The 16,169-nt window shown below is 39.9% G+C and carries 13 protein-coding genes and 1 tRNA gene; 5 read left to right on the forward strand and 9 right to left on the reverse strand.

Annotated elements, in window-relative coordinates; all coding sequences use genetic code 11:
• The first annotated feature begins 43 nt into the window (after positions 1 to 43).
• On the forward strand, positions 44 to 2,569 hold the full coding sequence (gene ponA / locus AC1M9N_RS07450) for a penicillin-binding protein PBP1a (RefSeq protein WP_481607865.1): 2,526 nt from the start codon (positions 44 to 46) through the stop codon (positions 2,567 to 2,569).
• 32 nt (positions 2,570 to 2,601) lie between these two features.
• Here the strand turns inward: ponA and AC1M9N_RS07455 are convergent, their stop codons facing one another.
• The 9 genes from AC1M9N_RS07455 to AC1M9N_RS07495 all read right to left on the reverse strand — a co-directional run bounded on the left by AC1M9N_RS07455 (position 2,602) and on the right by AC1M9N_RS07495 (position 13,037).
• Positions 2,602 to 3,408, reverse strand: a complete 807-nt coding sequence (locus AC1M9N_RS07455; protein WP_481954528.1) for a putative RNA methyltransferase — start codon at positions 3,406 to 3,408, stop codon at positions 2,602 to 2,604.
• 71 nt (positions 3,409 to 3,479) lie between these two features.
• Positions 3,480 to 4,598: a phospho-N-acetylmuramoyl-pentapeptide-transferase gene (gene mraY / locus AC1M9N_RS07460; protein ID WP_481954529.1), complete on the reverse strand. Its 1,119-nt coding sequence runs from the start codon at positions 4,596 to 4,598 to the stop codon at positions 3,480 to 3,482.
• Positions 4,599 to 6,002, reverse strand: a complete 1,404-nt coding sequence (locus AC1M9N_RS07465; protein WP_481954530.1) for a UDP-N-acetylmuramoyl-tripeptide--D-alanyl-D-alanine ligase — start codon at positions 6,000 to 6,002, stop codon at positions 4,599 to 4,601. It abuts the gene before it with no gap.
• Between the two features lie 9 nt (positions 6,003 to 6,011).
• Complete coding sequence (locus AC1M9N_RS07470) at positions 6,012 to 7,508, reverse strand: UDP-N-acetylmuramoyl-L-alanyl-D-glutamate--2,6-diaminopimelate ligase (protein WP_481954531.1); 1,497 nt, start codon at positions 7,506 to 7,508, stop codon at positions 6,012 to 6,014.
• A gap of 7 nt (positions 7,509 to 7,515) precedes the next feature.
• Positions 7,516 to 9,345, reverse strand: a complete 1,830-nt coding sequence (ftsI, locus tag AC1M9N_RS07475; protein WP_035263956.1) for a penicillin-binding protein PBP3 — start codon at positions 9,343 to 9,345, stop codon at positions 7,516 to 7,518.
• Positions 9,346 to 9,354: 9 nt separating this feature from the next.
• Positions 9,355 to 9,699 (reverse strand): cell division protein FtsL, encoded by a 345-nt coding sequence (gene ftsL / locus AC1M9N_RS07480; protein ID WP_035263955.1) that lies wholly within the window; start codon positions 9,697 to 9,699, stop codon positions 9,355 to 9,357.
• Positions 9,699 to 10,622: a 16S rRNA (cytosine(1402)-N(4))-methyltransferase RsmH gene (gene rsmH / locus AC1M9N_RS07485; RefSeq protein WP_092767287.1), complete on the reverse strand. Its 924-nt coding sequence runs from the start codon at positions 10,620 to 10,622 to the stop codon at positions 9,699 to 9,701. Before rsmH ends, ftsL begins: the two co-directional genes overlap by 1 nt.
• 184 nt (positions 10,623 to 10,806) lie before the next feature.
• Complete coding sequence (locus AC1M9N_RS07490; RefSeq protein ID WP_481589159.1) at positions 10,807 to 11,823, reverse strand: sulfate ABC transporter substrate-binding protein; 1,017 nt, start codon at positions 11,821 to 11,823, stop codon at positions 10,807 to 10,809.
• 239 nt (positions 11,824 to 12,062) lie between these two features.
• On the reverse strand, positions 12,063 to 13,037 hold the full coding sequence (locus AC1M9N_RS07495; RefSeq protein WP_481591513.1) for a sulfate ABC transporter substrate-binding protein: 975 nt from the start codon (positions 13,035 to 13,037) through the stop codon (positions 12,063 to 12,065).
• Positions 13,038 to 13,442: 405 nt separating this feature from the next.
• On the opposite strand from AC1M9N_RS07495, the gene AC1M9N_RS07500 reads away from it, so the two are divergent.
• The 4 genes from AC1M9N_RS07500 to AC1M9N_RS07515 all read left to right on the forward strand — a co-directional run bounded on the left by AC1M9N_RS07500 (position 13,443) and on the right by AC1M9N_RS07515 (position 16,030).
• The gene (locus AC1M9N_RS07500; protein WP_092767291.1) at positions 13,443 to 13,757 is read left to right on the forward strand and encodes a hypothetical protein; all 315 of its coding nucleotides are present in this window, start codon (positions 13,443 to 13,445) and stop codon (positions 13,755 to 13,757) included.
• Between the two features lie 127 nt (positions 13,758 to 13,884).
• Positions 13,885 to 15,393: a glutamate--tRNA ligase gene (gene gltX / locus AC1M9N_RS07505; protein WP_481952104.1), complete on the forward strand. Its 1,509-nt coding sequence runs from the start codon at positions 13,885 to 13,887 to the stop codon at positions 15,391 to 15,393.
• A gap of 114 nt (positions 15,394 to 15,507) precedes the next feature.
• Positions 15,508 to 15,583, forward strand: a tRNA-Glu gene (locus AC1M9N_RS07510).
• Between the two features lie 105 nt (positions 15,584 to 15,688).
• Positions 15,689 to 16,030: a zinc-ribbon domain-containing protein gene (locus AC1M9N_RS07515; RefSeq protein ID WP_035263946.1), complete on the forward strand. Its 342-nt coding sequence runs from the start codon at positions 15,689 to 15,691 to the stop codon at positions 16,028 to 16,030.
• The last annotated feature ends 139 nt before the right edge of the window (positions 16,031 to 16,169 follow it).

Genomic DNA, 16,169 nt, shown 5'->3' on the forward strand with positions numbered 1-16,169 from the left:
CTTCTATTAGTTTGCCTTTAGCACCTATTAAAACTTACTTGTTATGAAAAAGCTATCTTGTTGTGGACAGATTCACCCTTTTTTTTTGCTGATTATCATTATCTTAGTCACAATTCCAATGGGCTTTTATGGAATGTATCTCTATATTGCACCATCTTTGCCAGAGATGACTGCTTTTAAGAAGGCTCCATTATTAAAACCGCTGCAAGTTTATACAGCAGATAACCAATTAATCGCAGAATATGGTGGCAAACTTTCTGTTCCAGTTGAATATGAGCAAATCCCACAAGATTTTATTCATGCTTTTTTAGCTGCAGAAGACTCTTCTTTTTTTGAGCATAGCGGTATTAGTTTTAAAAGTTTAGGACGCGCAGTCAGTGAATCGATCACGGGTTCTGACATTCAAACTGGTGGTTCTACAATTACCATGCAGGTGGCTAAAAACTATTATTTAACACCAGAACGAACTCTCAAGCGCAAACTCACCGAAATTTTCTTAGCACGTAAAATTGAACAAAAATTATCTAAAGAAGAGATTCTTACACTCTACGTCAATAAAATTTTCCTCGGTAAAAATGCTTATGGCATAGCTGCAGCAGCAAAAATTTATTACAACAAGAATTTAAACGATCTTTCAATTGCCCAAATGGCAATGATTGCAGGATTACCTAAAGCACCCTCTAAGTATAATCCTGTGGCCAATCCTGAACGTGCGTTAGAACGTCGCAATTGGATTTTAGGTCGTATGCTTCAATTGGGTTATATCAGTCAAATTGAATATGAAGATGCTGTATCAGAGCCTATCGCTTTGGACATGCCTGATCGCGGTATTAACAATAAATTCCCTTATGTCGGTGAAATGGTTCGTTCTGAACTCGTCAAAAAATTTGGCGATCTCGCGATCGATTCAGGATATAAAGTTTACACCACTATTGATTACAATCGTCAAGCCTTTGCCGAAGAAGCAGTTCGTGTTGGTTTAGAAAGTTATGACCGTCGTCATGGATGGCGTGGCCCAGAAGCCCATGACAAACCCTTAAAAGACTTTGTACCATTTGCAAACACCTACCCTGCTGAAGTCACTAAAGTTTTAAGCAATTCTTTTGAAGCAACTTTACAAGATGGTTCATCAGTCACTGTTCCTTGGTCTGGCATGTCTTGGGCGAGACGCTATCGCAATGCCAATAGTGTGGGTGGTGCACCTAGCAATGCTTCACAAATTGTAAAAGTCAAAGATATTGTTCGTCTACGTCCAAATCAAAATCGCAGTATGTGGTCCTTGGTACAGGTGCCTCGTGTACAAGGTCAGTTAATTGCACTTAACCCAAATGATGGCTCAATTGTCGCGATCGTTGGTGGATATAATTTTTATCAATCGAAATTTAACCGTGCACTGCAAGGTTGGCGTCAACCTGGCTCTATTATCAAACCATTTGTCTACTCGCTTGCACTTGAACGAGGTATGACGCCGCATACCATGGTTAGTGATAATCCCATTACCATTGGTAAATGGTCACCACGCAATTCTGATGGGCGCTATTTGGGGATGATTCCATTACGTCGCGCTTTATATTTGTCACGTAATACTGTCTCTGTTCGCCTTTTACAAACAGTCGGTCTAGAACGTACTCGCCAATTGTTTATGGATTTTGGTTTGCAGGATGATCAGATTCCACGTAACTACACGATTGCATTAGGAACACCTCAAGTACTCCCTGTTCAAATGGCAACAGGCTATGCCGCAATTGCCAATGGCGGTTTCCGCGTGCAACCTCACTTCATTAGCCGTATTGAGGATGCTTACGGCAAAGTGATTTATCAAGCCAATCCTGAATACGCATGTATTTCATGTATTAAATCTCAGAAGCAAGATACAACCTCTGCTGAAGCAACAACACCAGACGACGAAATTATTGAAGTTACCAATCAGTCTTTAGAGGATAAGCAACCCACTTTAACCGATGAAGAGCGTAGCCAATATCGTCAAGCACATCGAATTTTAAAATCCAGTTCAGCATTTGATATGGCGAATATTTTACGAGACGTAATTCAGCATGGTACTGGTCGCGCAGCATTAAAAATTGGTCGTGGTGATTTAGGAGGTAAAACAGGAACAACCAATGATGCAAAAGATGCTTGGTTCGCTGGCTTTAACGGCAATCTAGTCGCAGTTTCATGGGTAGGTTTCGACCAACCGACTACGCTAGGTCGTCGTGAATATGGGGGTATCGCTGCTCTTCCAATTTGGAGTGACTTTATGGAGAAGTCGCTTGCCAATACACCATATGCTTGGGTAAGTTTAGATAAAAATGCAAAAGCTCCTTTAACTCGAGAACAACGTGGTCGTGTACATACATTAAACCATGAGCAAAAAGATAAAACTCCACCTTTAGCTCGTCCAATTTATCGCCCTGCTCCAGTGGTAGCACCAACGAATGATCGCGATTTTGATGATCTACCAGATAACGATCAACCGTTAACACCGACGTCGTCGACACCACCGGATATGAATTCAACACCACAAGTTAAACGAGATTCAATCGAAAATTTGATTAATCAAGTTCAATAACCAAAATAAAGCCCTCTAAAAGAGGGCTTCTTTTAACTTTTCTTTTTTAAAATATAGATCTGAAACTCTGCACTCAGTTCAAATTTTTCAACTTGCTCTAATTGCTCACGCCGTTCAGGTTTGGCCTTATAAGCATATGGCGTCATTGCGATAAGACACTTTAGGTCATTTTGGTTCAACACCAATGGTTCCTGAATTAAGCTTTCATCAATTAACTCAAAGTGCTCGCTCAACTGTGCTACAAATTTATGTGGCTCATGTGCCTTAACTTCTTCAAATAGTGCTTCTCGCATTTTATATAAATGTTGTGGACCTGGGGTAACAACCATTAAATACCCCGATGATTTTAATACACGTAATATTTCCGCCTCGGGAATAGGACTAAATAAACTGGTACATAAATCGATGGTCTCGCTTAAAACAGGCAACACAGCCCCCGTACCCACAACCCAAGTGACATTTTGATTTAATTTTGCTGCTACCTGAACTGCAGTTTTAGCAATATCCACCCCCACAACTTGTATCGCTTCAGCTTCCATTGCATTGGTGTAATATCCTTCACCGCAACCAATATCTAAAAGATTTTCTATACGTAATTCTCGGATTTTAGCAACGACAGCTTGCTGTAATGGCGCATAAAATCCCGCTGATAAAAACGACCGTCTAGCTTGAACAGACTCAGGGGTATCCCCTGGATTTTTACTATGTTTATGCTGTACGACATGCAAATTCACATAACCTTGCTTTGCAATATCGTAACTATGATTACTCTTGCAGCGCCATGTTTTCCCCTCAAGCGCCAATGCCTCGCGACAAACAGGACACATCAACAGATTCATCATTTTCTCCAAAAAATTTTAGCGATGAAAAAAAGTCGGCATAAGCCGACTTGATCTCATTTGATTCTTGCTTAGCGCAATTTTAAGGTCATTAGACCTAAAACTACTAGCATAATTGTGATAATCCAGAAACGGATGACCACCTGTGTTTCACGCCATCCTTTCTTTTCATAGTGATGATGTAACGGCGCCATAAGGAAAACACGTTTATTTCGCATACGAAGCGAACCGATTTGTAAGAATACAGAGACTGCTTCGACTACAAATACACCCGCCATAATTGCAAATACAATTTCCTGACGTACCATCACCGCAATAGTTCCCAGCATCGCTCCAAGCGACAAGGCACCAACATCACCCATAAATACTTGTGCAGGATGCGCGTTATACCAAAGGAATGCTAAACCTGCACCTATCATTGCAGCACAAATAACAACGAGTTCAGATGAATATTTCACATAGGGAATATGTAAATAATTTGCAAAACGAACATCACCCGCCAAATAAGCAAACACCCCTAGGCCCGCCGCAACCAATACAATTGGCATAATTGCAAGACCATCTAAACCGTCAGTCAGGTTAACAGCATTCGACGCACCGTTAATCACTAAATAAGTAAATATAATAAAGCCGATCCCTAAAGGGATTACCGATAAAGGAATTGAAAGATCTTTAAAGAAAGGGATCAGCAAATCCAACATATTCGCAGTGTGTACAGGATTAGTTTGCTGAGTCGCAATTACGTAGAGTGATATCCCTGCACCTAGAGAAGCGACAGATGTCCAAAAAAACTTCTTACGTGCTGACAAACCTGCATTGTCTTTATAACGGATTTTAATCCAGTCATCCGCCCAACCTACGGCACCAAATATCACCATCACGCCAAGCACAATCCAAACATAAGGGTTTGAAAGGTCTGCCCAAAGTAAAGTTGAAATCCCAATAGAAAGCAAAATAAGGAGACCACCCATGGTTGGTGTTCCCATTTTTTTGGCATGGTTTTCCGGAGCGAAAGAACTTACCGCTTGGCCATATTTTAAAGCTTGTAACTTACGGATCATAACAGGACCAAGAACTAGGCCTATCGTGAGTGCTGTCAAGACACTGAGCAGCGCACGTAATGTTAAATAACGAACCACTTGGAACGAGCTGTGATAGCCGGAAAGTTGTTCAAATAACCATAACAGCATTTAGAGTTTCTCCATCAAATCTGCCATCAACGTTTCCATATGGGTATAACGAGAACCTTTGAATAAGAAACTCATTTTTTGCGGTTGATGTGTTTCGATTAGACTAATTAAAAATGGTAGAGCTTGCTCTTGATTGAGGAAAGCTTGTAACTTTTTCCCGTACTGAGTACTACGTGCGCCTTCCTGTGTTGCTGGTGCAAACTCACCAACAGCAACAACAAAGTTGAGTCCGCGAATCGAAACCAAATCTCGCCCGAGTAAATAATGTTGTTGAGCAGCAGTCGGACCTAACTCACCAATATCCCCAATCACCATGACACGAATACCTTCTTGCTGTGCAAGCACTTCACCCGCTGCACGCATCGACGTCGGATTGGCATTGTATGTATCATCGATAAATAAAAAATCATTTTTTTGAATAAAATTCAAACGCCCCTTTGCACCCACAGCTTGTTCTAAACCCGTGACAATATCATCCAAGCTGATATTTAATGACAATGCAAATGCAGCAGCTGCCAAAGCATTTTGAACATTATGCTCACCAGCAAAAGGTAAATCCACTGGTTGGACACCTACAGGCGTATGCAATTTAAATTGTGCACTTTGTGGATTCAGCTGAATATCTGAAGCATAGACATCGCCACCTTCTCCAAAACTTAAGGTTTTTGTTGTTTTTACACTTTGACGGATCTGATCTACATAATCATCAGCTGCTGGCACGATCGAAGTTTCTGAAACATGACCATAGATTTCAGATTTTGCTTTACAAATTCCGTCACGCCCACCGAACTCACCAAGATGAGCCGTACCAATATTAATAATACCCGCAACATGAGGTTGAACGAGCTTCGAGGTATAGTCAATTTCTCCTTGATGACTTGCTCCGAGCTCCATCACTGCATATTCATGATCTGGTCGAAGCTCTAATAGCATCATAGGCACACCCAGATCATTATTGAGATTACCTCGCGTGATCAATGTCGGTGCTTTGCGAGCAAGAATACTACCAAGCATTTCTTTAGTCGTGGTTTTGCCGCTACTACCAGTCAGTGCGATAACTTTTAATTGCACATGTTGAGCGCGACGAAATGCACCAAGCATACCTAATGCTAATCTCGTATCTGTTACCACCAACTGACAAATATCAATGTCTAAAGGCCGCTCAACAATCGCAATCTGACAGCCTCTTTCAGCCACTTGTTGAACAAACTCATGCGCATCAAAACGCTCACCTTTCAGGGCTAAAAAAGCATCCCCCGACTCCGCATGACGTGAGTCTGTCAAAATACGCTTTACTTCTCCAGTCGGTTTTTTATCATTCAACCAATACCCTTGAGTAGCAGCAACAAGATCAGACAAAGTCCATGGGACAAGTGTCGCAGTACTTGTAGTAGATGTGTGCATAATGATTCCTTAGTCTGCTGGATAAGATGCTGGCTTAGTCGCATGCTGACCCTTAATGGCTGCTTGGACTTCTACCACATCATCAAACCAATGACGAACACCATCAATCTCTTGATAATTTTCGTGGCCTTTGCCTGCAATCACAACAATGTCACCTGCTTTTGCTGTTTTCACTACAAACTTAATCGCTTCACGACGATCATGAATTTCATGAACCTCTCTGTCCAAAAATTCAATTCCAGCCTTCATGTCAGCAAAAATTTGTTCTGGGTTTTCAGTACGTGGATTATCTGAGGTGAGCAATACAACATCTGCATGATCTAAAGCAGCCTGTGTCATTAAAGGTCGTTTACCGCGATCACGATCACCACCACACCCAAACACGGCCCATAATTGTTGTGAAACATGTCGTTTTAATGTTTGAAGAACCTGAATTAATGCATCAGGAGTGTGGGCATAATCTACGACAAACAAACGATCTCGATCACGCAACACTTGCATACGCCCTGGTGCGCCTTTTAACTGAGGAACTAAAGCGACTAACTGAGATAAATCTAAACCCACCTGTTCAACAGAGATTAAGCTCGCAACAACATTTTCAATATTAAAGTGACCTAATAACGGACTATTCACTAAATAGCTTTGGGTCTTGGTCACCAATTTAAAATGAACACCGTCTAAACTATATTGAATCTCTTCAACACGGTAATCCGCGGGTCGAGTGGTGGAATAAGTCAAAATTTTAGGTTTTGCTGGATTTTGCTCCGCCGCTTTGAGCATGATATTTGCGTAAGCATCATCGATATTGATAATTGCAACTTTAAGACTCTCAAACTGAAATAAGCGTGATTTTGCCTCAGCATAGGCCTCTAAAGTCTTGTGATAATCCAAATGATCGCGACTTAAATTACTGTAAGCAGCAACTTCAATTGGCGTTCCATTGAGACGCCCCTGTTCAAGACCATGGGAGCTTGCTTCAATAGCAGCAAACTTAGCCCCCTGCTGAGCATAAGCATGCAATTGATTTTGCATATGCAATGCATCCAACGTAGTATGTGTAGATGCTTCAAGGTGAGGTAAAATCCCATTCCCCGTCGTCCCCATCACTGCGCATGGATGTTTGCTTAACACCAATAGCTCTGCAACAAGCCTTGAAATGGTCGTTTTACCATTGGTTCCCGTGACAGCCAAGACTCGAAGTGGATTCACTGGCTCTGTCTGTTGCAAATAATCTTTCTGCCATTGTCCCATGAGCATACGCACATTCGGAACGATCAAACTTTGCGTTAAACCTAAATCTTGTTCTGAAATAATAGCCAAAGCACCAAGATCTAGTGCCTTCTGTGCATATTCTGCAGTTTTTTCAGGTTGAGAAAGACTGGTCAAAGCAATAAACACTTGTCCCGCTTCAACTTTACGACTATCTAATTGGAAGCCATTAAATGCTTGTTGCATCCATTCTGCTGGATGATCTACAGCGTAGATTTGTTGAAATGTAATCGACATTCATCACCTATGGAATGGATTTTGGAGTATCTAAGGGTTTATCCAATGGTACGTTTAACAGTCTCAGCGACTCCTGCATTACTTTTGCGAAAACAGGTGCTGAGACAGTACCACCGTAATACGTGCCTTTTGGATTTTCGACCACGACGACCATCGCCAAACGTGGATCACTTACAGGTGCAACACCTGCAAATAAAGCTCGATATTCATTGGTCGAATAACCTTTACGGTCAGCACGTAATTTGTGTGCTGTACCCGTTTTACCTGCAACGCGATAACCTGGTATTTGAGCACGAGTCGCTGTACCGCCTGGTAATGTTGCTGTCTCCATCATTAACAAGACTTGATCCGCAATTTTAGGATCAATCATTTGTTCACCTTGAGGAGCTTCATCCAACTTGTACAAACTTAAAGGAACTTTCTTCCCTTTGTTTGCCAACATGGCATAAGCGTCTGCCAATTGTAGTACCGTGGCATTAAGACCATATCCATAGGACATGGTTGCAACTTCTGAAATATTCCATTTACTTGGCGGTAAGATCAGACCTGGACTTTCACCAGGGAATTTGACAGCCGAACGCTGTCCAAAACCAAGACGCTTATAGAACGTTGGTAAAGTCGGATAAGGCAAAGATAAGGCAATTTTCGCTACACCTACGTTGGAGGATTTTTGAATAATGCCACCTAAAGTAAGCGCTCCATAATTATGTGTATCACGAATCGTATGATTACCGACACGCATCGACCCTGGCGTGGTATTAACGACTGAGTTTGCAGTGTACTTACCACTTTCAAGCGCCATCGCCACCGTTAATGGTTTCATCGTCGAACCTGGTTCAAACGAATCAACTGCACCGCGATTTCGCATTGCATCTTTATTGGATAAACTTTTTTTATCATTCGGGTTATACGACGGCCAACTGGTCATCGCTAGAATTTCACCGGTTTTGACATCGACCGCAATTGCTGTAGCAGAACGTGCATTATTTGCCACACCCACCGCGGTAAGCTCTCGATACATAATGTATTGCAGTCGAGAGTCAATACTCAGTGTAATATTTTCCCCAGCTTCAACTTCTTTAATAACTTCTGGAACTTGAACACGGTTACCATGCTTATCACGTACAATTTTCTGTTCGCCATTGACCCCTGCAAGCCGCTTATTCAGCTGCATCTCCAAACCTTCAATCCCTGTTCCCTCGGTATTGGTTAAACCAATGATTTGAGAGTTGGGTTGTGGTTGTGGGTAATAACGTTTATATGATTTTTCAGAATATACGCCAGCAAAATTGCGTTGTGCTAACAGAGCCGCTTGAGCAGGTGGTACTTCTTTTTTCAATACTAAATAACGTGAACGAGCTCGATCTTGAACACGCTTTTTGAGGTCAGCTCGATCCAGCCCAACTGCATCTGCTAGCTCATCTAAATTCAGGTTTTCCTGTGGTAACTGATTTTTTAATTTTCGACTGGTTGGATTCTTTTTTAACTCTTCAGTAATTTCATCAAAAGTTGCTTTAGTTTCAAAATAATGTTGAGGATCAATCACCACCTTCATAATTGGTGTACTAATTGCCAAGGGAACGCCATTACGGTCGCTAATAACCCCTCGCATCGCACTTAATTTTTCAGTACGTAAAATTTTTGCGTTGGCTTTATTTTGCAAAAAGTCTTTATTCACAATTTGAACATAAAAGGCACGTGCAACCAATACCACAAAAAATGTCAGGACTAAGCCCCACATTAAATAGAAACGCCACATATCTACAGCAACGGTTCTTTTCTGTGTAATGGGCTGCTGTTTTTTACGTGTTTGTTTTGTTTTGCTTTTATCAACCATTCATCGTGCCTATTGATTTTTCGCGGTTTCAGCAGGAAGTGAAATCACCACAGTCTGTGATGTTGGTGGTGAATACATACGTAATTGTGTCACTGCACGTGTCCCAATCTGTGCAGTCGCTCCAAATGTCTGTTGCTCAATAAGTAGACGACCCCATTCAGCATTAATGTCTTCAAGCTCACGCATATGCGTATTAAATTCACGAAAATCTTGACGATAAGAATAGACCTGATAGACCACCATAAATGCGCTCACCATGACCATAGCGGTTAAAATGCTATAGATCAGTATTTTTTTTCGCACCAAGGGCGTTGCTACAGGTTCCTGTTGTTCTACATCTTTTTCCTTTTTCATTATTCGCCTTTAAAATTTATTCGCTCTGCAACTCGCAACCAAGCACTTCTAGAACGCGGATTTTGTTTCACTTCTTCTTCACTCGCACGTACGCGATCAATTTTTTTCAAACGACGAGTTTCTTTAGGTTTCTGAGGTAAGCCCCAACCATCATCCTCAGCTAAAGTCGACTCTTTTTGAATAAATTGTTTAATAATTCGATCTTCTAAGGAATGGAAACTGATGACCGCTAATCGACCTCCATTATGAAGCATATCCAGTGCTTCAGGTAAAAAAGCATGCACATCTTCTAATTCTTTATTGATTTCAATTCGAATTGCTTGGAATGTACGTGTCGCAGCATGCTTATTCTTTTCCCATTTCGGATGGGCAACTTTTACAATTTCAGCCAATTGACTTGTACTCTCAATATAACCTGCTGCTTTAATCGCTTTCGCAATGCGGCGGCTATATCTTTCTTCACCATATTGAAAAATAATATTCGCTAAATGCTCTTCATCAACTTCAACCAACCATTGCGCTGCAGTTAGGCCTTGAGAGTTGTCCATTCGCATATCCAATGGACCGTCTTTCATAAAGCTGAAACCACGTTCGGCCTGATCAAGTTGTGGCGATGACACACCCAAATCTGCCATAACACCATCCACAGTTTCAACACCACGTTGATTTAAGGCTGTTTTAATATCTGCAAAACTTGCATGAATAATGGTAAATCTTGGATCTTCTTGTTCTAACTGAGCAGCCACAGCCAAAGCCTGCGGATCTTTATCAAAGGCATAGACACGAGAATGTTCATCTAATTTGGACAAGAGAAGTCGAGTATGACCTCCTCGACCAAAGGTGCCATCTACATAAATCCCTGTATTACGCCCACCCAATAGGGCATCTACAGTTTCATGAAGTAATACAGAAATATGCGACATAATAACGTTTCAGAACATCTAAAAATTTAACTGCACATTATTACCTTGTTTTAATAAAGCTCCAAACGACTTTTTGTAGGTAAATTTTACTTTCTATAGGCAAAACCGTTTCATTCACTGGAATGTTCAAATAAAAAAGCCTCACTTGGAGGCTTTTTTATTAATTTTCAATTACTTCAGTATATTAACGACGACTGTTATAAATCTGATCAAAAATCGCACCATTCACAAAATGTGCTTGTTGTGCTTTTGCCCAACCACCGAAAACCTCATCAATGGTGAATGTTTTTAACTTAGGAAATTGTTTTGAGTATTTTGCTAACACTTCAGCATTACGCGGACGATAGAAATGCTTAGCAGCCATCTCCTGACCTAATGGTGAATATAAATAGTTGATATAGCCAGTTGCCAACCATTTATTGCCATTTTTATCTACAGTACGATCAACGATGGCAACAGAAGGCTCTGTCAAAATAGAAATAGATGGATAAACAATATCAAACTGATCTTTGCCCAAGGCTTTTTGAGTGACCAGTGCTTCATTTTCCCAAGTGAGCAACACATCGCCAATTTTACGCTCAGCAAATGTCGTCATAGAAGCGCGCGCCGCAGAGTCCATCACTTTGACGTTATGGTACATCTTGCCAACAAAGTCTTTTGCTTTCGCTTCATTACCACCTGGTTGTTTGAGTGCATAACCCCAAGCTGATAAATATACCCAGCGTGGTAGTCCACCTGTTTTAGGGTTTGGTGTGATGATTTCTACACCCGGCTTAACAAGATCTTGCCAATCCTGAATTTTTTTAGGGTTACCTTTACGCACCATAAAAACAATGGTTGATGTATAAGGTGCAGAGTTATAAGGGAACTCTTTTTGCCATCCTTTATTGATTTGACCCGATTTCACGATCTCTTCAATATCATTTGCCAAAGCCAAAGTGACAACGTCGCCTTTCAAGCCATCAACCACAGAGCGTGCTTGTTTACCTGAGCCACCATGAGATTGTTTAAAGTTGACTTTCACTCCAGTTCTTGACTGCCAATATTGACCAAATGACTGATTAAACTCATCATAAAATTCACGAGTCGCATCATAAGATACATTCAGGAAATCACGTTGTGCTGCTTGAGAAGATACGCTGAACGATAAACCTGTTGCGAGTAAGCCCGCTGTAAGCAAGGCTTTAAATTGAGTTTTCATAGTCAAAAAATCTAGATATACATAATTAATCTAAATATATGAAATAAAATCATATTCATCAATTTAATTTGGACATGTGATTTACGTTATATTGCTACCATTTTTCTTTCAAGATTATGAATTAATTCATAAATCATCTTAAATACAGTCTATATTCAAATATATAGTATTTTATGGATTTCTTATAATTAAAAATGGATAGCATATCGCTATCCATTCACATAAGTTCTAAAAATAGATTATTTTTCTGCTGAAATTTGGTCGTAAATAGCGCCATTTACAAAGTGCGTTTGCTGCGCTTTCGCCCAACCACCAAATACTTTATCGATGGTAAATAATTGTACCTTTGGAAATTTAGTACTGTATTTAGCTGCGATTTTTTCATTACGTGGTCGAAAATTATGTTTAGCAGCTAATTCCTGCCCCAAAGGTGAATACAGATAGTTAAGATATCCTTTTGCTAGATTACGATTCCCATTTCTATCTACGGTTTTATCTACGATGGCAACAGAAGGCTCAGCTAGAATTGAAATGGATGGATAAATAATTTCAAATTTATCTTGCCCCAAACCTTGCGTCGCTAAGAGCGCTTCATTTTCCCAAGACAGTAAAACATCACCAATTCCACGTTCAGCAAAAGTCGTGAGTGATCCACGGGCTCCTGAATCTAACACTTTGACATTTTTGTATAATCGTTTGACTAACTCACGAGCTTTGGCATCATTTCCGGCAGGCTGTTTAAGTGCATAGCCCCATGCAGATAAATAAATCCATCGTGGCGCACCACCTGTTTTTGGGTTCGGGGTAATGATCTCAACACCTGGTTTGACTAAATCATTCCAGTCTTTGATATTTTTTGGATTGCCCTTTTTTACTAAAAAAACAATGGTAGATGTATAGGGTGCTGAATTATTGGGAAATTCTTTTTGCCAATTTTTATTGATATAACCTGCTTTTACAATTTCTTCAATATCATTTGCAAGTGCCAAGGTCACAACATCTGCTTGTAATCCTGTTGCTACAGCACGTGCTTGTTTCCCAGATCCACCATGAGATTGCTTAAATTGCACGTCTTGACCAGTACGTTTTTTCCAAAACTCACCGAAACTTTGGTTATATTCTTGATAAAATTCGCGAGTGGGATCATAAGAAACATTTAAAAATGATGTATTCGCCTGTGCAGTCATACTGAACAACAATGCCCCAATACTCATTGTGCCCAATAATTTATTGAAAAAGTGCTTATTCATTAAAATCTCTTTTTTATTACATTTATGAATTGCACTATATTTTTTATTTACTTCAGTCACAATGTATTCAATAGACGAATTAAATCATTGTAAATATCTAAATTTTATATACATTTTCTTCATATGAATTGCATTTTTATCACTTATACTCTCTTTAAAATTTACCGCATAACATCATATCTTCACCAAATCTCCATATTTTATTGATAAAAAGAGGCAAAATTTATTTCAGCTACAGGTTGAGTAACTTAAGGATTGTTGAATAACAAATTGTAAGAAAGTGTGATGCATTTGTACTTTTGTGAATTTTATGTTTAAAATGTAAACCTAATTACTCTTACAATAAATTCAAAATAGGGGAAAATTGAAATGAATTTGTGCTATTTACAAGCGTTAAGCTTAACTTTATGTGTTTTTGGTATGAGCCAGACACATGCAGCAGCGTTACAAAACCCTGCCAAATCACTACAAAACTCTAGTGTTGCTGAAAAGTCTTTAACACCTATCGAACGCGCATTGACTCAACAAAAACGTGAACGTGCTGAGAACAAACCTTCTTCAGAGATGGATCAGATTAAAGTGATCACCTCTATTAAGAATGCTCCAACGCAAAACTTCCTAGCATCGCAACACCAACAGTTTTCGCGTTTTTTACAAAGTTTATTTCCTCAGCACACATCTTAAGCACCATTTTTCTCAATCTCCCCAATTGAGCCAAATTTAGCCCAGTCCGATTTAATGAATTAATCATTAAGCCACTGGGCTTTTTGCTATAATAAAACCAATTTTTATTTGATAACTTTTTCTGGCTATGACAGTTCGTACTCGTATTGCACCATCTCCTACAGGTTTCCCCCATGTAGGTACTGCTTATATCGCATTATTTAACCTATGCTTTGCTCAACAGCATGGCGGTGAATTTATCTTACGTATTGAAGATACAGACCAACTCCGTTCAACACCTGAATCAGAAAAAATGATTCTCGATTCATTGCGCTGGTTAGGTTTAAATTGGTCAGAAGGTCCAGATGTGGGTGGCCCTCATGCGCCATATCGTCAATCTGAACGTATGGATATTTATAAAAAATATGCGTTAGAACTGGTTGCAAAAGGTCATGCATTCTATTGTTTTGCCACTGCTGAAGAATTAGATCAAATGCGTGCAGAACAACAAGCACGTGGTGAATCTCCTCGTTATGATGGTCGTGGTCTAAAACATACACCAGAAGAAGTTGAAAGACGTTTAGCGGCTGGCGAACCGCATGTTATTCGCATGAAAGTACCTGAAGAAGGAATTTGTAAATTTAATGACTTACTGCGTGGTGAAGTAGAAATCCCATGGGCACAAGTCGACATGCAAATTCTGCTGAAAACCGATGGCCTACCAACTTACCACTTAGCAAACGTTGTTGATGACCATTTAATGGAAATCACTCACGTGATTCGTGGTGAAGAATGGATTCCATCTGCTCCTAAACACCAATTGCTTTATCAATATTTTGGTTGGGAAATGCCAGTGCTTTGCCACATGCCACTTTTACGTAACCCTGATAAGTCAAAACTATCTAAACGTAAAAACCCAACTTCAATCAATTACTACAAAGATATCGGTGTATTACCAGAAGCATTATTAAACTATTTGGGTCGTATGGGTTGGTCAATGCCAGATGAACGCGAAAAGTTCAATTTGGCTGAGATGATCGAGAATTTTGACATCCAACGTGTATCGCTTGGGGGTCCAATTTTCGATGTAGAAAAACTCAATTGGTTAAACGGTCAATGGATCAAAGCACTTAGCCCTGCTGAGCTTTTAGACACTTTATTGGCGTGGAAGGCAGATCGTGCCAAGTTAGAAGAAATTGCGGCTGCAATCCAACCACGTATTAACCTATTGTCTGAAGCTGTGAATTGGTCAGCACATTATTTTAATCACTTCCCTACACTGTCTAAAGCACAATTCGAAAGTAAAAAGTTATCTGAAGAGCAAGTTCGTCAAAGCCTACAATTTGCAATTTGGCGCTTAGAAAGCTTATTTACTTGGAATAATGACACTGTTAGCCAAACGCTAATGGATTTAGCTGCACAAATGGAAATTAAATTACGTGACTTTATGCCTGCGTTCTTTATTGCCATTGCGGGTTCTACTGCTTCAACGCCAGTGATGCAAACCATGGTGACCATTGGTCCTGACTTGACTTTTGCTCGCTTGCGTCATGCACTCGAAATCGTTGGCGGTCCAAGTAAAAAAGAGCTTAAAGTGTGGGAAAAATTGAATGAAAGCTTAAAATTGCCGAAAAATGACGCAGTTGATGAAGCTTAATTAATTTTTTTATTGACGCATGAGTGTTATATCCCTAATATAGCGCTCACACAGATTGAGCATTTAGCTTGATACCTAGATTGCTTTTATAGCATTGACTGTGTTGCCTCATAAGTCCCTATCGTCTAGAGGCCTAGGACATCGCCCTTTCACGGCGGTAACCGGGGTTCGAATCCCCGTAGGGACGCCAAATTCTAAAAAACCACTGACCTCGATCAGTGGTTTTTTTTCATCTATACATTTTTGATTTTAGTTTCGATGTTATAGAATTAAGCAAAAGAAATACGGAGCGCTCATGCAGTACCAATGCCCTAAATGTCAAAGTCGTAAAATTCTTCCTTTAGCAAGTGCCAATGCACCTGCTGTACGACCAAATGTTCCTAAAAGCTTAATTATCCTCGTACCCACTCTATTTTTACTCCTATTATTGGTCATTATTAGCGTTGTACTGATGATTTTTAGCAATGGTGCTGGTGAGACACTTCAAATTGCAACTGTGATCGTATTTTTAATTGCAGTGATAGCGGGTGTGATGTTCTGGAAAGATTTACCAGATTTCAAAATTTCGATGCAAGCCTTCATGCAATCTCAAAAGAAATGGAAATGCCGTGAATGTAATCACGAATGGGAAAATTAATTGTTTATTTTCATCTCTCCTTAAAGCTCATTTGAGCTTTAAGGACTTATAATTAAATAAATTTAAATTTTATATATGAGTAGTAGACAAAACCTTCAAAAGAGCATAATTTAATGAAATAGATCTCATTTTTGCATGG

Source organism: Acinetobacter sp. ANC_7655 (assembly GCF_056784015.1).

Excerpts from the sequence above, each read along its gene's own strand:
- AC1M9N_RS07465 (WP_481954530.1), bottom strand. The coding sequence starts at position 6,002 with ATGCACACATCTACTACAAGTACTGCGACACTTGTCCCATGGACTTTG.
- ponA (WP_481607865.1), top strand. The coding sequence starts at position 44 with ATGAAAAAGCTATCTTGTTGTGGACAGATTCACCCTTTTTTTTTGCTG.
- AC1M9N_RS07490 (WP_481589159.1), bottom strand. The coding sequence starts at position 11,823 with ATGAAAACTCAATTTAAAGCCTTGCTTACAGCGGGCTTACTCGCAACA.
- gltX (WP_481952104.1), top strand. The coding sequence starts at position 13,885 with ATGACAGTTCGTACTCGTATTGCACCATCTCCTACAGGTTTCCCCCAT.
- ftsL (WP_035263955.1), bottom strand. The coding sequence starts at position 9,699 with ATGAAAAAGGAAAAAGATGTAGAACAACAGGAACCTGTAGCAACGCCC.
- rsmH (WP_092767287.1), bottom strand. The coding sequence starts at position 10,622 with ATGTCGCATATTTCTGTATTACTTCATGAAACTGTAGATGCCCTATTG.
- AC1M9N_RS07515 (WP_035263946.1), top strand. The coding sequence starts at position 15,689 with ATGCAGTACCAATGCCCTAAATGTCAAAGTCGTAAAATTCTTCCTTTA.
- AC1M9N_RS07495 (WP_481591513.1), bottom strand. The coding sequence starts at position 13,037 with ATGAGTATTGGGGCATTGTTGTTCAGTATGACTGCACAGGCGAATACA.
- AC1M9N_RS07455 (WP_481954528.1), bottom strand. The coding sequence starts at position 3,408 with ATGAATCTGTTGATGTGTCCTGTTTGTCGCGAGGCATTGGCGCTTGAG.
- ftsI (WP_035263956.1), bottom strand. The coding sequence starts at position 9,345 with ATGGTTGATAAAAGCAAAACAAAACAAACACGTAAAAAACAGCAGCCC.
- mraY (WP_481954529.1), bottom strand. The coding sequence starts at position 4,598 with ATGCTGTTATGGTTATTTGAACAACTTTCCGGCTATCACAGCTCGTTC.
- AC1M9N_RS07500 (WP_092767291.1), top strand. The coding sequence starts at position 13,443 with ATGAATTTGTGCTATTTACAAGCGTTAAGCTTAACTTTATGTGTTTTT.
- AC1M9N_RS07470 (WP_481954531.1), bottom strand. The coding sequence starts at position 7,508 with ATGTCGATTACATTTCAACAAATCTACGCTGTAGATCATCCAGCAGAA.